General features: G+C 63.0%; 16 protein-coding genes and 1 tRNA gene. 11 read left to right on the top strand and 6 right to left on the bottom strand.

The annotated features are described in order from the left end of the window. Window positions 1-42 precede the first annotated feature (42 nt). Window positions 43-807, top strand: a complete 765-nt coding sequence (locus SINAC_RS22350; protein ID WP_015247859.1) for a UvrB/UvrC motif-containing protein — start codon at window positions 43-45, stop codon at window positions 805-807. A gap of 12 nt (window positions 808-819) precedes the next feature. Here SINAC_RS22350 and SINAC_RS22355 read toward each other — a convergent pair whose 3' ends face one another. Further along, window positions 820-1,698: a dihydroorotate dehydrogenase electron transfer subunit gene (locus tag SINAC_RS22355; protein WP_015247860.1), complete on the bottom strand. Its 879-nt coding sequence runs from the start codon at window positions 1,696-1,698 to the stop codon at window positions 820-822. Window positions 1,699-1,868: 170 nt separating this feature from the next. Further along, window positions 1,869-3,566: a pseudouridine synthase gene (locus SINAC_RS38445; RefSeq protein ID WP_063633243.1), complete on the bottom strand. Its 1,698-nt coding sequence runs from the start codon at window positions 3,564-3,566 to the stop codon at window positions 1,869-1,871. Window positions 3,567-3,916: 350 nt separating this feature from the next. Here SINAC_RS38445 and SINAC_RS22365 point away from each other — a divergent pair. The 4 genes from SINAC_RS22365 (at window position 3,917) to SINAC_RS22380 (ending at window position 7,118) form a co-directional block, all read left to right on the top strand. Beyond that, window positions 3,917-3,989 (top strand) — tRNA-Ala (locus tag SINAC_RS22365). A 346-nt stretch (window positions 3,990-4,335) separates the two neighbouring features. Next, window positions 4,336-4,779, top strand: coding sequence for a GNAT family N-acetyltransferase (locus tag SINAC_RS22370; protein WP_015247862.1), 444 nt, complete (start codon window positions 4,336-4,338; stop codon window positions 4,777-4,779). Window positions 4,780-4,979: 200 nt separating this feature from the next. Continuing rightward, window positions 4,980-5,465: a peroxiredoxin gene (locus SINAC_RS22375; protein ID WP_026012140.1), complete on the top strand. Its 486-nt coding sequence runs from the start codon at window positions 4,980-4,982 to the stop codon at window positions 5,463-5,465. A gap of 144 nt (window positions 5,466-5,609) precedes the next feature. Then, the gene (locus SINAC_RS22380; RefSeq protein WP_015247864.1) at window positions 5,610-7,118 is read left to right on the top strand and encodes a sigma-70 family RNA polymerase sigma factor; all 1,509 of its coding nucleotides are present in this window, start codon (window positions 5,610-5,612) and stop codon (window positions 7,116-7,118) included. Between the two features lie 86 nt (window positions 7,119-7,204). Here SINAC_RS22380 and SINAC_RS22385 read toward each other — a convergent pair whose 3' ends face one another. After that, window positions 7,205-8,062 carry a DMT family transporter gene (locus SINAC_RS22385; RefSeq protein WP_015247865.1) on the bottom strand — a complete coding sequence of 286 codons (858 nt, stop codon included), beginning with the start codon at window positions 8,060-8,062 and terminating at the stop codon, window positions 7,205-7,207. Window positions 8,063-8,283: 221 nt separating this feature from the next. Between SINAC_RS22385 and SINAC_RS22390 the strand changes: the two genes are divergently transcribed. The 4 genes from SINAC_RS22390 (at window position 8,284) to SINAC_RS22405 (ending at window position 11,723) form a co-directional block, all read left to right on the top strand. Beyond that, window positions 8,284-9,072 carry a class I SAM-dependent methyltransferase gene (locus SINAC_RS22390; protein ID WP_015247866.1) on the top strand — a complete coding sequence of 263 codons (789 nt, stop codon included), beginning with the start codon at window positions 8,284-8,286 and terminating at the stop codon, window positions 9,070-9,072. Between the two features lie 50 nt (window positions 9,073-9,122). After that, window positions 9,123-9,695 (top strand): pyridoxamine 5'-phosphate oxidase family protein, encoded by a 573-nt coding sequence (locus tag SINAC_RS22395; protein WP_015247867.1) that lies wholly within the window; start codon window positions 9,123-9,125, stop codon window positions 9,693-9,695. Between the two features lie 184 nt (window positions 9,696-9,879). Beyond that, window positions 9,880-10,269: a tautomerase family protein gene (locus SINAC_RS22400; protein WP_015247868.1), complete on the top strand. Its 390-nt coding sequence runs from the start codon at window positions 9,880-9,882 to the stop codon at window positions 10,267-10,269. A 194-nt stretch (window positions 10,270-10,463) separates the two neighbouring features. Then, on the top strand, window positions 10,464-11,723 hold the full coding sequence (locus tag SINAC_RS22405; protein ID WP_015247869.1) for a PP2C family protein-serine/threonine phosphatase: 1,260 nt from the start codon (window positions 10,464-10,466) through the stop codon (window positions 11,721-11,723). 16 nt (window positions 11,724-11,739) lie between these two features. Here SINAC_RS22405 and SINAC_RS22410 read toward each other — a convergent pair whose 3' ends face one another. Further along, complete coding sequence (locus SINAC_RS22410) at window positions 11,740-12,777, bottom strand: ADP-ribosylglycohydrolase family protein (protein WP_015247870.1); 1,038 nt, start codon at window positions 12,775-12,777, stop codon at window positions 11,740-11,742. 276 nt (window positions 12,778-13,053) lie between these two features. Between SINAC_RS22410 and SINAC_RS22415 the strand changes: the two genes are divergently transcribed. Next, window positions 13,054-13,722, top strand: coding sequence for an HAD family hydrolase (locus tag SINAC_RS22415; protein WP_015247871.1), 669 nt, complete (start codon window positions 13,054-13,056; stop codon window positions 13,720-13,722). A 171-nt stretch (window positions 13,723-13,893) separates the two neighbouring features. On the opposite strand, the gene SINAC_RS22420 is transcribed toward SINAC_RS22415, so the two are convergent. Continuing rightward, entirely contained in the window at window positions 13,894-14,958 is a 1,065-nt protein-coding gene (locus tag SINAC_RS22420) for a hypothetical protein (RefSeq protein WP_015247872.1), read from the bottom strand. A 96-nt stretch (window positions 14,959-15,054) separates the two neighbouring features. Continuing rightward, window positions 15,055-16,092: a DUF1559 domain-containing protein gene (locus SINAC_RS22425; RefSeq protein ID WP_015247873.1), complete on the bottom strand. Its 1,038-nt coding sequence runs from the start codon at window positions 16,090-16,092 to the stop codon at window positions 15,055-15,057. A 763-nt stretch (window positions 16,093-16,855) separates the two neighbouring features. On the opposite strand from SINAC_RS22425, the gene SINAC_RS22430 reads away from it, so the two are divergent. Then, window positions 16,856-17,707, top strand: coding sequence for a hypothetical protein (locus tag SINAC_RS22430; protein WP_015247874.1), 852 nt, complete (start codon window positions 16,856-16,858; stop codon window positions 17,705-17,707). Window positions 17,708-17,955 lie beyond the last annotated feature (248 nt).

Here is a 17,955-nt window from a genome sequence, read left to right on the forward strand (position 1 = left end):
GCGGAAACCGACGGTCGACTGGGCTTTAGGCAGGATCAGGTCATGCGTCGTGATATGGACGACACCATCCAAGGTTGGCCGTACGAGCCGGAGCCCGGCGAAGTGATCGCACGTGAGGTGCGGGCACGCGACGGCCGGATGGTCGTCCAGGTCCGGGTCGAGCTAGGGGTCCTTCAACTCGAAGTGGGGGGCCGCCCCGACGGCAACCGGCCGCATGGCTTTCCCAGCTATCTGGACTACCTCCGCTATCGTGCCTCGGGGCGCGGGCAGACCGAGGCGGGGAAGGCGGCCCGCTGGACGATGTCGCCCGACCACTGCGTCGAGGCCGACCGCGAGTTCGTCCAGTACTATCATCGCCGGGTCGCCTGGCTCACCTTGCAGCGCTACGACAAGGCGCTCCTGGATGCCGACCACACCCTGGCCCTGATGGATTTCGTCTGTAAGCACGGGATCGACGAAGACTATATCGCCTCGCACGAGCGGTTCCGGGGTCTCGTCCTGTTCCATCGGACCCAGGCTGCCGCCGCTCTGGCCCTCGAACGGCGCAAGCCCGACGAAGCGATCGACGTGGTGCGCGAAGGGGCCGACCGGCTCACCGTGCATCACAACCGCTGGTCGGAAGAGCATAACGACAGCGAAACGCCCAACCAGCCTCTGATCGAGCAGCTCCGCGTCCTCGAGCAGGAGATCCGCAAGAACTTTGCCGTCGAGAAAACGCTCCGCGAGCAACTCGAAGACGCCGTCGCCGAAGAAGACTACGAACTCGCCGCCAGGCTCCGCGACCAGATCCGGGCGCGGGCACGGTGAGTGTCGGCTGGATCAACCGGTCCAGACCACGTCGGCCGCCGGGAAGATGGGGCCTTCGACGCAGACCCGGCGGAGGTCGATCGAGCCGTCCGCTTGTCGAATCGGCGCGACGCAACTGAAGCAGGCGCCGAAGCCACAGGCCATGTGGTTCTCCAGCGAGAGGTCGCAAGGAACCTCGTAACGCGCGACGAGCCGCGACAAGGCCGCGAGCATCGGCGGCGGTCCGCAGCCGATAACCTTCGCCGGACGCTCGCCCCGTTCGAGCCGGCGCTCCAGGAGCTGCGTTACGAAGCCGTGGTGTCCCGCCGTTCCGTCGTCGGTTGCCAGCTCAACTGTGATACCGGCCCGCTCGAAGTCGTCGACCCCGGCAGCCAGGGCGGCGGTTCGCACGCCGTAGAGCAGGGTGGCCGATGATGCGAAACGTCCGGGAGAATCCGAGCTTACCGTTTCGACGGGGCCGAAAGGCTCGTGGCCGAGCCACCATTTCCCGAGCGCCAGGAACGGGGTTTGGCCGATCCCGCCGGCCACGAAGACCACGGGACCTTCGGGAGGAGGCCCGAAGCCGTGTCCAAGTGGTCCCCAGATGGTGACGCGGTCGCCCGCCCGAAGCGTGGCCAGGGCAGCGGTCCCGCGACCGATCACGAGGTAGACGACATCCACGGCCGTCGGCGTTCCGCTCGGGTCGCGAGCCACGTCGTAGACGGCGAACGGCCGACCCATGAGCGGGTCGGATCCTCGGCCGCCTCGGATCATCAAGAACTGGCCGGGAAGAATGCTCCGGGCCATCTCGGGATCGTCGAGCCGGATCCGGAACGTCTCATGCGCGACCGCGACGTTCTCGAGAACCGTCGCCGTCCGCTGGGCCACACACGCCGGGGCAACCGCTTCCAATGTCCTGACCCTCGATTCCGATTTCGAGTCTGATTCACGTCGGTTCATGTCATCCGATAAGAATGAGGATGGTGAGCCTGGATTCAAAGGGAATGGATCCGGCAGGCAGTCTGCCGGACCCATCCTTTGGATTTCAAAGCTCGGCCATCCGTCCTCTCACGTGAACCGGCTCATTCGTCGCCGGGCAGCTTCGGCTTCGGCTGTCGTGGCCCGAGAGCCGAGCGCGGGGGACGCCGCTTGATGATGTGAGGCTTCTCACGAGGCTGAGGCGGACCTTCACGCTTGGGCATGCCTTCCATGCCGATGATTCGCCGTGGCGGCGCCTCATCGCTGGGCGGCTTGGACCGAACGGTCTTCCTCGGTGCGCCTGCCCCTGTCGGTCGGCGCTGAGAGGAAGGAGGCCCGCCCCCTGGACGCGGCGGCCGCGACCCCGAGGAAGAAGAGGCACCGTAAGCCGGCCGTCCCGTTCCCGAACCTGGCCGACGCTGCGAAGGGGGAAGCCCTTCGGGACGTGGCGGTCGTGAGTCTTGCCCACCCGAGTCAGGCCGTCCCGTTCCCGAGGCCGAGCGGCGCTGAGGCAGCGGTCCATCGGGGCGCGGCGACCGTGGCCCTGAAGACGACGATCCATAGGCCGGCCGTCCCGTTCCCGAGAACGGTCCGCGTTGCGAAGGCGGCGGCCCATCGGGGCGTGGCGGTCGCGACCCTGAAGCTCCATAGGCGGGGCGTCCGGTACCGGAAAACGGCCCGCGCTGGGAAGGCGGGGGTCCATCGGGGCGTGGCGGTCGCGATCCTGAAGCTCCGTAGGCCGGTCGTCCCGAGCCCGAAGCGGGTCCGCGCTGGGAAGGCGGGGGTCCATCGGGGCGTGGCGGTCGCGATCCGTAGCCGCCGGAGTCGGGTCGTCCCGAGCCGAAGGAAGGTCGACGCGGTCCGCCGGCTTGGTCGCGCGGGCCTTGAGAGTACGAGGAGGGCCGTCGCGGTCCGCCCGAGGAGGGCGGTCCTTCTCTCCGTCCTTGCGGCGGCCGGGATCCATATCCCTCCCCCGCGTTGAACTCGGCCGAGTCGCGCCGCGGTTCCTCGGGGCCCGAGGGCCGGCCTCGGCCTGGTGACTGCTGGGGCCTTCGGTTGCTTTGGAATCGTGTGGGAGCCACGGTCTCGCCCGAGGCGATCCGGTGGAGCATCTCGACTTCATTCTGCGAGAGTGGTCGATATTCGCCGAAGGCGAGGCCCTTGAGTGTGATCGGGCCGACCGCGATCCGGGTCAAGGACATGACCTTGTGCCCGAGCTGCGCCAGCATCCGGCGCACTTCGCGATTCTTCCCCTCGGCGAGGACCATCTCGAGAATGGTCGCCTGCCCCTTCTTACCGACCACGCGCACCCGCCGGGCCCGGACCTTGCCTTCCGCCAGCCAGACGCCGTCGACCAGTTTGTCGAGCGTTTCGCGTTCGGGGGTTCCGGCCACGATGACCCGGTAGAGCTTTTCAACGCCGAACTTGGGGTGCGCCAACTTATTGGCGAGCTCGCCATCGTTGGTTAGCAAGATCAGCCCCGTGCTCATCTCGTCGAGCCGGCCGACGGTATAGACGCGCTGGGGAATCTCGGGAAGGATGTCGACCACGCGCGGGCGTCCGGCCGGGTCGTTATTGGTCGAGACGTACCCTTTGGGCTTGGAGACCGCGTAATAGACCATCCGCTCGAGATGGATCACCTGCCCGTCGACGGCGATCTTGGCCTGTCGCGAGTCCACCTTGGTCCCGAGCTCTTTGACGACTTTGCCGTCAACGGTCACCCGCCCTTGGCGGATGACGTCCTCACAGGCGCGTCGCGAACCGATACCGGCATGCGCGAGAATTTTTTGCAGTCGCTCCACACCCGCCGGCGTTTCCTGCCCCTCACCTCGGGGATTGGGAGACTGCCTCTGTTGCGGGGGACGACCGGCCCTTGGTCTACGATCTGGACCGTAATTTCCCCGTTCTTCCGGCCGTGGGGGCCGTCGATTGGCCATGATGATCCGATCCTGAACAGGTTCAGGTCCCGTGAACTTCGCGCAAAAAAAGACGAACGCTTGAGCGTTCCTTAACCTGTATAATACGCCCCGCCCCGACCATTTGTCCAGGGTCCAGCCGTCCCGACGCCTCCCCAGAGAAATGACCTCGGGTTTGCCCTATCATGGCTTGCGTCGGCGGCCTCGGGAAGTTAATCTAAGACCCGTCAGCCACCGGGGCGGTAGCTCAATTGGGAGAGCATCGCGTTCGCAATGCGAAGGTTGAGGGTTCGATCCCCTTCCGCTCCACTGATTTTATCACAAGCCACTTGCGAGGAATCGCAGGTGGCTTGTTTCATTTCTTGGGATTCGTGTCCCGTGGGCGCATGCCCTTTCCGTTCAATGGGCCCTCTGCGGCCATCCTAAAATTGATCTTGGAGAGTCGGCTGAAGCCTACTCACAAGAAACCAAAAGTTGGTACGACCCCGGCTCATTCGATCGGGAAGCCGACCTTGGCTCAATTCGCTTGAGCCGCGCTCTTGGGAGCATCACTGGATCGCGGTGGTCGATGGGGACGCGACCCGCAAGCCCTCCCTATCCGCTCCGGTGCACCTGAATTTTGGATGCCTCCTTCAATCCAAAGAGGCGATTTTCGATGCCACAGATCGTTCGACTTGCTGCGCCGACTCCCATGGAGCGGGAGGCGATCGTTGCTCCGCTCGATGCCTTCAGTCGTGCTCAGGGCTTCGTCTGGCAGCCGGAACCGCTGACGCTCGTGCTTCGAGACGACGGAGGCCGGATCGTGGGAGGGGCAATCGGTGAGACCAACTGGGGTTGGCTGCATCTGACCGTCCTCGCGGTGTCGCAAGACCTGCGGGGCCAGGGTTGGGGGAGTCGCTTGGTCCGGGAGATGGAACGGCTCGCCTGGGACCGGGATTGCCATCATGTCTGGGTCGATACGTTCAGTTTTCAGGCCCGCCCCTTCTACGAACGGCTCGGGTTTACGGTCTTCGGGACGTTGCCCCATTATCCCGCCGGGCAGGAGCGATATTTCCTTTCCAAGCCGCTCGAACGGCCGGAAGCGAGAGACTCACCCTGACGGTGATCCGTTCGGGGCTGCGAAGATGCTCGTGATGCGTAAGCATCATGATGTCTGCGAATATTGTGGAAGGTGACACGGAGAATCTCGATTCGACGGCCTGGAACTTGGTGGAGTGCGGGGCCAAGATACTCCTGAGGGATGAGGTCAGCGGTGAGTTCGACGTGATCGGGTGGGCTCATAAGGGGGAGAGAATTGTCATGGCAGAGACGAGTGGTCTTCGCGTTGGGGACCGTGCGCCCGACTTCACGCTCCCGTCGGCGACGGGGGAGATGGTGAGCCTCGCCAGCTATCGGGGAAAGGCCGACGTCGTCCTGTTCTTTTATCCCAAGGATGAGACGGCGGTCTGCACTGCGGAGGCCTGCTCGTTCCGGGACAGCTACGAGGCGTTTCAAGAGGCGGGCGCTGAGGTGATCGGGATTAGTTCCGATACCGCGGAGTCGCACCAGCGCTTCGCCGATCGCAATCGCCTGCCGTTCCTGCTGCTCAGCGACACCGGCGGGGAGGTGCGGGCCCGTTACGGCATCAAGAAAACGCTGGGACTCATCCCGGGACGAACGACCTTTCTGATCGATCGCGAGGGGATCATCAGGAGCCTTTTCTCCTCGCAATTCCAGGCGGCCCGGCACGTTTCCGAAACGCTTGGCGTCTTGCAAACGCTTCATGCCAATCGCCCGGCAGAATAAGCTTGGTTGCAGATTTGGCCCCCAAACGTAGCCCGGCTGTGCTGAAAACCGGCCGACGTCAAGAAAACTGTATGAAAATCGGCTTCCCAGGGTAAATAGATTCAAGGAGAGGATAGAGCGGCCGGCGCCAGGGAGTCTCGCCCGATGAAGACGATGAGCCAAGACCTCCGGACCCTGTTCGGCGGCGCTGGAGCGCTCGGAAGATGGACGGATGGCCAACTGCTCGATGTCTTCCTCGCTCGGAGGGAGGAAGCGGCCTTTGAAGAGCTGGTCAACCGGCACGGGCCGATGGTCTGGGGCGTCTGCCGACGTATCCTGCATCGTCATCATGACGCGGAGGATGCGTTTCAGGCGACGTTCCTGGTGCTCGCCCGCAAAGGGGACGCGATTGTCCCTCGCGAGCGGCTCGCCAACTGGTTGTACGGGGTCGCGGTGCAGACGGCTCTCAAGGCGCGAACCCTGATCTTGAAGCGCGGGGAACGTGAGAGGCAGGTCATGACGATGCCCGAACCGGCGGCCCGGCGACTCAGTCTTGCGGAGGACCTGGACCTGGGCCCTTGGCTCGATCAGGAACTCAGCCGCCTGCCCGAGAAGTACCGAGCCCCCATCGTGCTCTGCGACCTCGAGGGGGAGAGCTATCAAGCGGCGGCCGGCCGGTTGGGCTGGCCGATCGGAACGCTCTCGGGCCGGCTTTCGCGGGCCCGCGCCCTCCTGGCGAGGCGGCTGAACCGCCACGGGCAGGTGCTTACGGCGGCAACCCTGACGCTCGCACTGGCTGAGGAGGGGACAGCGGCGAGTCCGCCCCTCGCGCTGGTGGACTCGACCGCAAGGGCCGCTACGCACTTCGCGGGCGGACGAGCGGCGACGGAGTTGATCTCGGCTCAGGTGATTGCCCTGGCGGAAAGTGTGCTGACGGCCCTGGTTCTGTCCAAGGTCAAGGTTGTGGTCGCATGCGTCCTGATGGCGGGTCTGGTTGGCCTCAGCCTGGGCGGGCAGGTCGTGACGGCCGACGTTCTCGACGAGCAAGCGGCTCCCGAGCGGACCGAAGCCCATGGAGGGGAACCGGCGAAACGCATTGCGAAGACGGTCGCCACGCCCGAGGCGGACCTCGAATTCCTCCAGGGGACCTGGTTTGGATCGGTGACCGAATTCGGCGGCCAGCCTCTCCCTATCAAACCCGCCGGGATTCCACCTCAAGTGCAACTCATCTTCAAGGGGGACCGACTTCGCTTTCGAGGGCCGGCGCTCGACAAAACGATCAGCTTCGGAACCATTGAGGAACGGGAATTCACCCTGAAACTGGGGGGCGAAGCGAACCGGCTGACAATCGACCTGACGCTCTCGCCCGTCGCGAACGACGAACCCCCGTTGACCTATCGCGGCATCTATTCACTCTGGCACGGGCATCTCGTGATTGGCTTGAATGCCCCTGGTCAGAAGCGTCCCAAGGACTTTAAGACTGAGGTTCAACGGCCTCGGTGGTTGTTGGATCTCAATCTGGCCGTTCTCAGTGATTATGAGTCGAACTCGGTGCGGATCAACAGCCCGATAAAAGATCTGAAGGTCAGGAATCGTAACGAGTCGCTCAAGTCGCTTGAGGACCGAAAGAAGCAGGCGATTTCGAGGAATCGCGAGCTGTTCGGGGATCGTTGATCAACCAACGAACGGCGCCGGCCTGGTGGGCATGTCGGCGTCGAGGGGAGCTTCTGAGGGGAGTTGGCTTGGGATTTCCGATCGACTCAGCCCAACGCCAGGGCCGCCAGGCCGAGGACCATCGTCGCGGCGGCGGCGATTCGTGTGACTGACTGGCGCTCGGACAAGAGATGCGTACCCATGAGGGTGGCGATCAGGATGCTCACTTCCCGGGCCGGGGCGATGTAGCTCACCGGGGTGAAACGCATCGCGGCGAGCACGAGGATGTAGGCGGTCGGAACCAGCAGGCCGATCGCGAGCACCGCCCGCCAGTGGTGCGTCCAGCAGTGGCGGACCTCTGCGCGGCGGCGGATCGCCAACGGGGCGAGGACGGCGGCGAGGCCGACGCTCGTCCCCCATTGCTGGATCAGCGGCGGGACCCCATATCGGCTAACGGCCTGCTTGTCGCAGATCGTGTAGGCGGCGATCAGGAGACCGGTCAGCAGCCCCATGGCGACCGCCTGCTTGGTGTCGGCCGTCGCGGTGCGGGACGGACTCGCGAGAGCGAAGACGCTTAGGGCGATGAGAATGGCGCCGAGCAGGGCTAACGCGGTCGGGCGCTCGCCGAGGAGGAAGATTGCGGCGACCGTGCTCAGGACCGGCCCGGTGCCCCGCGCCAGGGGGTAGACCAGGGAGAGGTCGCCGAGCTTGTAACCGCGTTGGAGGACGACGTAGTAAGCGACGTGGATCAGAACGCTGGCCAGCGTGTACGATAGACCCGTCGTGTCAAGCTCCGGACAATCGAGGACGGCCAGTGCGACGGCAAGGGGCGTGAGCAAGACCGCCGAGGTCATGCCGTAGAGCCAGACGAGGATGACGCCTCCGCCGGCCTGTTTGGCCAGCAGGTTCCAGAGGGCGTGCAGCACGGCCGCGGCAAGGATCAGGCCCAGGGCCGTGAGCGTCATAACCGGTGCGTTCCCTTGGCGTTGTAACGAGATTCAGGGGTGGTCACGAACCAATGCGCTTGTCTTCAACGGGGATCGTCAGTCTCGCTTGAATTCTCGTCGTCGTCAATCGGGGAGCCTCGGTTCGTGGTTTTGGGAGTGAACCCGAAAGCCGTTGTGCGTGTCCTGGCGAGAGTCCGGCCGGACCCCACGATTTCAAGAACAGATTAGGGAGCGATGTTGTGAGTCAAGCGAGCGATACCGAAGGTCATCGTCAGCGGATTGTCGACCAGTTCACCCGTCAGGCCGTCCCATTTCGAGAGATGCCTGCGCACTCGAATGAGGATGCCTTTCGCCTCGTGCTCCAGGCTTGCAAGGTTTCTGCCTCGGATCGGGTCCTCGACCTGGCCTGTGGACCCGGCCTGACTGCCTGCGAGTTTGCCGAACTGGCCGCTCACGTGACCGGGGTCGACCTCACTCCGGCGATGATCGAGCAGGCCCGGGCCTTGCAGAGTTCCAAGGGGCTCGACAACCTGGCCTGGCAGGTCGGCGACGTCGGTGCGTTGCCCTTCCCCGACAACTCGTTCTCGCTGGTTTTCACGCGTTATTCCTTTCATCACCTGCTCGATCCCAAGTTGGTCCTCGCCGAGATGGTGCGAGTCTGCGAGCCCGGGGGGCGGGTCGTGGTGGTGGATGTTTATTCCGTTAGTCCCGAGCAGGCCGCGGCGTACGATCAGGTCGAATTGCTTCGTGACCCGTCCCACGTTCGGGCCTTGGGACTCGACGAGCTCGAGGGGCTCTTCGACGACGCGGGCCTGGAGGGGCCGACGATCACGTTCGACAAGCTCGGTGTGGACCTGGAAGAACTCCTCGCTGCTTCCTTCCCGAACCCGGGCGCTGCCGATGAGATCCGCCGGATTTTTACCCAGGACCTGGGAGTCGACCGGCTGGGCGTCGGAGCGCACCCGGTGGATGGTCGAATCCGCTTCGCCTTCCCGCTTGTGATCCTGGCTGCGCAAAAGCCGGCCTGATCTATCTTGACGGTCTCCCTCGTTTTGAGATGAGAAAGCCGAGGATTCGGATGGGAAAGCTCTACGAGCAGTTGGACGACAGCCTGGTTCAGTTCATCCAGCGCCAGCATCTCTTCTTCGTCGGCACCGCGCCGACGTCGCTGGAGGGGCTACTCAATCTTTCCCCCAAAGGGCTCGACTCTTTCCGGATCCTCGGCCCGAAGACGGTCGCCTACCTCGACCTCGTCGGCAGCGGAATCGAGACCCTGGCCCACCTCCGCCAGAACGGCCGGCTCACCCTGATGTTCTGCGCCCTCGAGGGACGCCCCTTGATTCTGCGGCTGTATGGCAAGGGCAGGGCGGTCGAGCCGGGTGAACCGGGCTGGGACGACCTGGTGGCGAATTTCCCCCCTCACCCCGCGACTCGCTCGGTGGTTGTCATGGACATCGAGCGGATCGCGGACTCATGCGGTTGGGGCGTCCCGCGTTACGAGTACAAAGGAGAGCGCGACCAGTTGGCCGCCTACGCCGAATCCAAAGGGAAAGCAGGCCTCGAACGCTACAAAGCCGAGAAGAATCGGACCAGCATCGACGGGTTGGATGGGCTCCGGCGGCTTCAAGGATCGGAGTCGTTGATCGATTGATTCGCAGAATCAGAATGCATGTCATTTGCAGCCTCGAAGAGGCGACCGCCAGAGCCGACCCTGGGTATTTGGCGGTCACCCTTTTGGTATTGGAGTTGTATTGTTTTTTTGTTTGCTGTTTTGAATAACTGTGTGCTTGTATTTGCTGCTCTTTTGTTTTTCGCCAACGGAGGAGTCCACCGTCTTGTCTCAGATCAAAATCTACGGAATCAAGGAAGCCTTGAACCCTGTGAAGGCACGGTTGTCGGATGTGATCCACTCCTGTGTTGTCGAGGCGCTCCACTTTCCCGTCGACAAGAGGGCTCATCGTTTCTTCCCGATGGAAGCCGAAGACTTTTATGCGCCTGCCGGTCGCACGAACCGCTACACGATCATTGAGATCAGCATGTTCGAGGGGCGATCGGTGGAGACCAAGACCCACCTGATCCGCCTGCTGTTCGAGCGGATCGCGCAAGAGATCGGGATCAGCCCGCAAGACGTTGAAGTGACGATCACGGAAACGCCCCGGCACAACTGGGGCTTTCGCGGGCTCCCGGGTCATGAGATCGAATTGAACTACCAGGTGGAGGTGTAAGGTCTCCAAGATCAAGGCCAAGTGGGCTTGCTCGCCTCTTGGGTTCGGAAGCGAAGGCCAAAGGGGGGACTTGGGTCGACCGCTCGTTCACGAACGAGAATTGTGCGGCTAGAATGAGCGGTGCCGAAGCTTGGCGAGGTCTGAGGCGGACCCAAGGGTCCTGGCCCTCACTCGCATCCCCTTGTGGAGGTTTGATGATCGCCGCACCGATCCCCCTGGACGATGCCGAACGCCTGGAGGCGCTCCGCTCTCTCGACCTCCTCGACACGGCTCCCGAAGAGCGATTCGACCGGATTACCCGCGTCTTGAGCCTCGTCATGGACGTTCCCATGGCGTACATCTCTCTGGTGGACTCCGACCGCCAGTGGTTCAAGTCATCGTGCGGATTGAGCAGGTCCGAGACGGCCCGTGACGTCTCGTTTTGCGGGCATGCCATTCTCTCGGACGAGCCGTTGGTGGTTCCGGACGCCGCCGAGGATGACCGGTTCTGCGATAACCCGCTCGTGATGGGCGACCCCTTCGTCCGGTTCTACGCGGGGTATCCGATCGCCGGGCCGGGAGGCCAGAAGGTCGGCACCCTCTGCATCGCCGACCATCGACCGAGGGACCTCGAGCCCGCGCAGCTCGAGATCTTCGGGGAGATGGCTCGACTCGTCGAACGCGAGCTTGGACTGACGGAGGTGGCTCACCTTCAACAAGAGCTGATCGCCAGCCAGCACTATCTGATGCGCGAGCTCTCCCAGGCGGCTGAGTATGTTCAAACGCTCTTGCCCGAACCGCTCGATGGGCAGATCCGGATCCGCTGGACGTTCCACCCCTCGTCGCAACTGGGCGGGGACTTCTTCGGCTACGACTGGATCGACCCCGACCACTTCGTGCTCTACCTGCTCGACGTCTCCGGTCATGGCGTCGGGGCCGCCTTGCTGTCGATCTCGGTGGCCAATGCCCTGCGCGGTCGGTCGTTGCCCAACACCGACTTCCGCGACCCGGCGATGGTGTTGGCTCGTCTCAACGACGCGTTCCCGATGGAGCGGCATGGCGAAAAATACTTCACGATCTGGTACGGGGTCTATGACCGCAAGAATCAGCGGTTGACCTATGCCAACGGTGGCCATCCCCCGCCGCTCTTGCTGTCGGGGCCGTCGGCCGACCGGACCTCACCCGTCGCGCTGAGCGTGGGGAATTTCGCCGTCGGGATCATTCCAGGGGTGGAATTTCACGCCGGTGTCGTGGCCTTGGATCGGTTCAGCAAGCTCTTCATTTTCAGCGACGGCGCTTACGAGATCAAGAAACCGGGCAGGTCGATGATGAGGCTGGAAGAGCTGATGGATTACCTTGCCTCAGTCCCCGGCCCAGGCGGTCCCGACGAGGTCTTGCGGTTTGCCCAGAAATACGGGGAATCCGATTCCCTCGCTGATGACTTCTCCTTGATCGAGGTGGATATCAGGGCGTGAGCAAACAAGGTCTCTCTTAGAACGGCAAGAGACGTCGGAACCCGTGCCCCAAGATGATGGGATAGAGAGCGAGGTTGCGTACCAGCGCTGCGGTCACGGAATAGCTGGGCGAGCGACTCGATTGGCCGCTCCGCGCTTGCTCCAGATTCGCGGCCAGCGAGCGGAGATGCGACGGGCCGAAGGGACCGTCGTGGATCCGGTTGATGAGGTCCTTGGGCAGGTGCGATTCGCCGTGGAGCGCGCCGAGCCAGGCACCCAGGATCGCTCCGATGGAGTCGGTGTCTCCTCCTACAGCAATCGCTTCGCTGAGCGTGGAGAGGGGATCGTGGTCCTGACGCACGAAGCAGAAGGTGGCGAAGGCCAACGTGTGAACCACGTAGCCCGAGGTCCCGCACAACCGGGCCGCCGCGTCAGGGCTGACGCCGTCCAGAGCCAGTTCCCGCGCTCGATCAATGGCCTGGCCGAGCTCGGGATGCGTCACGACCTGGCGGGCCTCTTGCTGGCAGCTTGCGGCGGCCGTCCCCGGATTGCTCCGGGTGCAGGCGGCGGCCAGTTCGGCGACATAAAGCGCCCCTTCGATCGCCCTTTGATCCCGGTGGGTGACTTGAGCGAGTGCCCGCGCAAACGCGCGACGAGGCTCGGCCCGGTCGTGGAAGAAGGCCCCGACGATCGCGCTCCTCATCGCGGCCCCGTTCCCGGCCGACATCACTCCCGTCGGACGGATTCCGAACCCGATCCGAACGCAGGCGCGGACGGTCGCCAGGCCGACGCCCCAGGGGAGCCGGCAGAACCAGCCCAGAAGCGAGCGTCGGAAGGCCCCCACGCACCGCTCCAGATCCTCGGGGTGACGAATGAGACTCTGAGCCACCAGGGCCGACTGCTCCGTGTCGTCCGAGACGAATCCGGTGCGACCCAGCAGGCGAAATCGATCCAGCCGCCCGAATCGCCTGGCGATCGCCCCCGCTGACATGCCCTCGGCCGGCAAGCCCAACGCATCACCAAGGGCCGTGCCCAGGAGCGTCCCCGCCAACCGATCGGCGATGTTCTGCGTCATTTGTTCCCCAATCAGGAACAGGCTGCGGCTTGATGGGGTTGAGCGCTGGCCGCACCGAACGGTCGCAATCGCTTCTGCAATCCCTATCCTGCGACAAATGCCGGAGGATGGCAAGAGAAGGGGCGTAGAAGCGTCCGGTCGGCCGATTGTCCAGACGACGACTCGAGAACGGTCCCTTGTCAGGTTGGGTCGCCCTCCATTAGCCTTCCAGGAGATGTTTTCGCGCTGGCCGTTGGCCTTTCGACCCACTTCTTATTTTTGGAAAGATTCGCCCTGATGAGTCTCGAGAAACGACCGCGTGCCCTTCTCCTGGACCTGGACGGCACGATCGCTGACACCTTGCCGCATATCTTCAATGCCTATCGCCATGCGGTCGCCCCTTGGGTCACGAAGCCGCCGACTGACGCCGAGGTTGAGGCGACGTTCGGACCCGCCGAGCGCGACTGCATCGGCGTGATGGTGCCTGCCGCCAACCTTGACGAGGCTGAGGAGCGGTTCCACTCGTATTACGAGGAGGAACTCGGCCGGAACGTCCAGCTTGTCCAGGGGATTGCCGAGGTTATCGATCACGCCCGTGCGCTGGGCTGGAGAGTCGGAGTTTTCACGGGTAAAGGGAGACGGTCCGCCCGGTTCACTCTGGTCGAACTGGGCCTCTGGGATCGCGTCGAGCACCTGGTTTCCAGCGACGATGTGACTCGGCCGAAGCCCGATTCGGAAGGGGTGTTCCAGGCTTCGGAAAAGCTTGCCGTTCCGGTTGCTCGGATTCTGATGGCGGGGGATTCCCTCGCGGACATCCAGGCGGGCGGAGGTGCCGGAGCGCAGACCGCGGCCGTCCTCTGGGCGGCGTTCCGGCCCGAGCGACTGCGCGACGCCGGTGCCGACTTTGTTTGCGAGCGAGTGGCCGACCTTTATAACGCGATTGATCACTTGAATGCCGGCGAATAAGAGAATCGACCTCCCGCCCGCGGTCTCGTAGCACTCGCGCAGAGATCAATGTTCATGACTGTGCCGAAGGCCGTGAACGGGACCGCGCCCGCAGAACGCCGAATGGCTGGCTACCATTGACCGAACCCCCGAGAAGGTGAAGCCTTGGCGTGTCATCGGATGAGCTCCCGTTCAAGGATGAATCTGCTCGATCGGGATAGCATTTCGGCGTCCCCAACGCCGTTGCTTGAGCGTAAGCCGGAGTCTGCGGCCGCCTTGAGGATACGAGAAGACCGGTGGCGTGGGAGCACAAACGGCGGGTGAGAGAGGCGCCGGTGGGCGAGGAGTGACTCTCACTACGTCGATGACGGAGGTGACGCTTGGGGGCTGAATGTTCGATCTGATTTGCGCGTTCTCGGGCGTGCAACGACCGTACCCGTCGTCGAACCAGTCACGTACCAGAGCCACGACTCCCGGCTTGCCGGCGCCGATATAGAGATCACGACGGCGGCGGTACTCGGCCAGAATCGGTTCCGCTTGTGTCATGATCGCTCGGTCTTCGTCGTTCGGTTGATGGCCTTTGGGGACAGCCCAGACGAATTTGTGCGATTCGGACGCCACGGTGGGCACCGTGAGGAAATCGCGGGGGACGAGCTTCTTGTCCGTGGACTTTGAACCGTCCAGGTCGGCGTCGACGAAGAAATCGACGGCATGATCCGGGTAGCCGAAGAGATAGCCTGAAGCACGCAGGCGGTCGGCCGTCGGGGCGTGCTCCATCTTCTCCACGACTTCGATCGGGTGCGATTCCGGCGAGATCCCAAACGTCGAGAAGAAGGCGAGGTGAGCGGTGATCGTGCGCCGGAGGGCCGGGCGGTATGCGACCCAGGCATGAGCATGTCGTTTTCCATCGTGGACAGCGGCGAAAACAAGGACTCCTGCCTGGAACGCGTCGCCGCACCGAAGCACGGGGACGATCTTCCGCATCTCGTCGAGCCGCGACAGGTCAGGCGAATCCACCGAGAAGCGGGTCCACCAGAAGGAGCTGCTGACAGGTTTGATTCCTCCGACAATGGTGTAGAGGGCCTCGCTGTCAAGCATCTTCAGGAGCAGTTCCTCGAACTGTGGGCGGAGCTTCGGGTCGAGTTGCTCGACCGGGAAGCACTCGTTGCGGGGGACACCGTCCGCACGGAGCTTGGCACCGGGGACCGACCAGAGAACAAGTCCAAGGAAAAGGAAGCGGGGGGCCAAGCGAGTCACGTTATTTCCTCTGCAATGGATGTCTGAATAAGTGCGTGCGATTTTGATCGAGGTTCGCTGGTTGAAGCAAACCGCTTCCGCGTGTTTCGTCCCAGGTCAATAGCCGTCGGCCCCGACCACTTCGCCCCCCGCCCGCGTTCCCAGGGCCCGGTAGTTGCGCACGTCGATCGAGCTCTTGAGGAACCGGACGGACCCGTCTCCGAGCAGGAAATTGGCACCGCCGGGATGCATGCTCCGAAACCCGAACTGTCCGAGAGTGAGGCTGCGGGGATCGTCGATCCAGGTCGTCGAATTGGTGCCGTTGGCCGGGTCCACGACCCAGGTCGGCCGGCCGATGTAGGGGGGGGCGTTGAGCTTGGGGACGACGTAGGCACCCCCAGAGATCCGGGTGTCGCTCCAACTCGCATAACGCGCTGGAGTCCCGAGGTCGTCGCCGCTCCACGAACCACCGACATTGGCGATGTTGAAGCGAGTGAGCGGCGACTCCTCACGAAACCGCGACGTTTCCCCCACCATGAGGGTGTTGCTCAGACCGTCGCTCACGTTGGCGATCCGGTAGAACGTATTTCGGCCGAACATTCCCTCGGAGAAGATCGCTCCGCAAAGTTCCGCGTTCCTGTCTGTCAGTCCGGTTCCATAATTGTTCGCGATACACTCCGTGAGGCCGATGACGCTGGCGTACGACGTCTGTGTGATCTTGAACGACGTCCGCGACGGCTCGGCTCGGGTGTCCGTCGGACACAGATAGGTTGCGACCGGGAACTCCCAGACCGACGTGTTTGGGGGGAAACCCGCGGGATAGCTGAAGTTGAGGGTGTTGTACTTATTGCCCTGTTCGAGGTAAGGCATGATGTAGTTCGACCACGTATGCCCCCAGGCCGACGTGCAAGCCGGCATCGTGGATCGCGACTGGGCGACGTAAGCGGGGGGAAACACCCCCATCGCGCTCTCATAGTTGTGCAGTGCCAGGCCGATCTGCTTCAGGTTGTTCGTGCATGAGATGCGCCGCGCGGCCTCGCGTGCGGCCTGCACGGCGGGCAAGAGCAACGCGATGAGGACCGCGATGATCGCGATCACGACGAGTAGCTCGATCAAGGTAAACGCCCGTGGGGGGCGAGCACATCGGTTTGGCATCGGTCGTCCTTCGGGTCTCTCGAGGGGGGGAAACGACGGTCGATCTCGTTCCTGATCAGTCTGTTTCGCCGGCGGGCGACGTCGTTGAGGTCGCGTCGAGCACTCAGGCGTCGAGGCCGGTATGAGCAGCTCTGAACCGGCCACAAGCAGGCGGGTGGGATACTGCTACCAATGTGCAAACTCATGGGGCGACGCGTGGCTGGGTCGCAAGGCAAGAGTTTGGATTGCGTTAGGCTCGCGCATGCCTTGGTTACAGTGGATTTCTTGCGAGTCGCGCACGGAAATCATGGGGCAGGGGTAGGTTCTCTCAAGCCTGGCCACCCACCGATGATCCGCTTGCTTGTGTGCCATACGAACGAAAACCGCTGTAGAAGGTCTGCTTCGGCCTTCGTCCTCTCATCCGGCAAAGCTTCGTATTAACGACGTGAGGCCGTCGCTTCGGAGTTTGCGAAGGTCGAGGGCAAACAAAAGGGAAATGACCGAAATGCCCGGCTTCCCCTCATTGGGCTCCCGAGCCTGGAATTCACCCTATTGAAGGCGGACCCAATGACCATGTGCCGCTCCCACAACTTGAGTTCCAATCCCATTCGCCCATGACCGGGCGCGGCATCCGGTTTCGTTGGTTGTGGCTGGTCTCTGGTCCGAAGCTTCGGAAAAAGAATCGGTCGAATTGAAATGCGTTGATGGCGGTAGTCGTGAGTCTCCGTTAGGCTACCAGAGTTCACGTCCCATCAATGGCAGGACAATGCCTGGAGAACGACCGATGGATTGCAAACGTGCCAGGTCCATGCTCCCTCGCCTCTTCGTCTTCGCCTTGTGCTTGCTCTCACCCTCCGCGCAGGCCCAAGAGCCGGTCACGCCCGATTTCGAGGTCAAGTTCCCGCTCAATCCGGCAATGGTCCTTGGGGCAGGGCAAGAACCCACCCCTTCGGCTAGGGAGGCTTTCGGGTTGAATGGCTCGGTGACCAAACTTCGGATGCTCTTCCTGGATAGCAAAAACCTCAGTCTCCACAACGCGGGTTGGGACGTCCGAGTTCGAAAGATCGAAGGGATGCAAGACGTCGAATTCACTTACAAGCGACGCTATCCGTTTGGCGAATCCTCACTCGCGACGATTCTGGCCCAGGCGGCACGCGGCGGATTCGACGCCCGCGAGAAGAAATACAAGGCCCAGGTGGAGTGGGGTTTAAACAAAAGGACACTGAGCCTCGCGAGGAAGAAGCTGGTCAAGGTCGGGGGACTCGACGCGATGGAGTTACCCGGCCCCAAGAAGGTGAGGGAACTCAGCGCGGACAAGATTCCCGACAAGCTGAACCATTTGGAGGCGGCCGGCTGGGCTCGGAAGATCCTCGAAGACGCCAAAGTGTATGGACCCGTCCGAGGGCGACGCTGGGCGGGCGAACTCGACGGGCTCGCCCTCGACTTCGAAGTCTGGGACATTCTCACGGAGGATGGGCAAGACTACGAGCCCATCGTCGAACTCTCATTCAAGGCGGGTGATGAGAACAAGGCGGCATCCAAGAAGCAGGACTTGATCGATGCGTTGTCCCATCATCAAGGATGGTTACTCAGGAACGATATCCTGAAAACCGAGTTGATCCTCAAACGCTACTGAGGAAAGCCGGTCGACACGGAACCCATGGCGCTCTTCATTGTCGGGTAGGCTTCCGCCTGTGAAGCCCACCCGACAAGGCTGTCGTACCACGCTTGGGGTGTCGACCTGTTCAGGGAACGGGAACTTCGGGGCCGGAGTTCGAGTCAAAGAGTTGTCAATGTCTTTGACGGGAGTGAGGGCAGCAACTTTCGGCTTGGCGGAAACTGATCGCTGACGTAAGATAAACGTCGATGCCAGATCCCCTTCGG

It is taken from the genome of Singulisphaera acidiphila DSM 18658 (assembly GCF_000242455.2).
GTDB lineage: Bacteria > Planctomycetota > Planctomycetia > Isosphaerales > Isosphaeraceae > Singulisphaera > Singulisphaera acidiphila.

Bases quoted from the DNA above. Each gene is read 5' to 3' on its own strand.
- SINAC_RS22425 (WP_015247873.1), bottom strand. From the start codon at position 16,092: ATGCCAAACCGATGTGCTCGCCCCCCACGGGCGTTTACCTTGATCGAG.
- SINAC_RS22350 (WP_015247859.1), top strand. From the start codon at position 43: ATGCGTCGTGATATGGACGACACCATCCAAGGTTGGCCGTACGAGCCG.
- SINAC_RS22410 (WP_015247870.1), bottom strand. From the start codon at position 12,777: ATGACGCAGAACATCGCCGATCGGTTGGCGGGGACGCTCCTGGGCACG.
- SINAC_RS22370 (WP_015247862.1), top strand. From the start codon at position 4,336: ATGCCACAGATCGTTCGACTTGCTGCGCCGACTCCCATGGAGCGGGAG.
- SINAC_RS22385 (WP_015247865.1), bottom strand. From the start codon at position 8,062: ATGACGCTCACGGCCCTGGGCCTGATCCTTGCCGCGGCCGTGCTGCAC.
- SINAC_RS22380 (WP_015247864.1), top strand. From the start codon at position 5,610: ATGAAGACGATGAGCCAAGACCTCCGGACCCTGTTCGGCGGCGCTGGA.
- SINAC_RS22415 (WP_015247871.1), top strand. From the start codon at position 13,054: ATGAGTCTCGAGAAACGACCGCGTGCCCTTCTCCTGGACCTGGACGGC.
- SINAC_RS22395 (WP_015247867.1), top strand. From the start codon at position 9,123: ATGGGAAAGCTCTACGAGCAGTTGGACGACAGCCTGGTTCAGTTCATC.
- SINAC_RS22405 (WP_015247869.1), top strand. From the start codon at position 10,464: ATGATCGCCGCACCGATCCCCCTGGACGATGCCGAACGCCTGGAGGCG.
- SINAC_RS22430 (WP_015247874.1), top strand. From the start codon at position 16,856: ATGGATTGCAAACGTGCCAGGTCCATGCTCCCTCGCCTCTTCGTCTTC.
- SINAC_RS22375 (WP_026012140.1), top strand. From the start codon at position 4,980: ATGGCAGAGACGAGTGGTCTTCGCGTTGGGGACCGTGCGCCCGACTTC.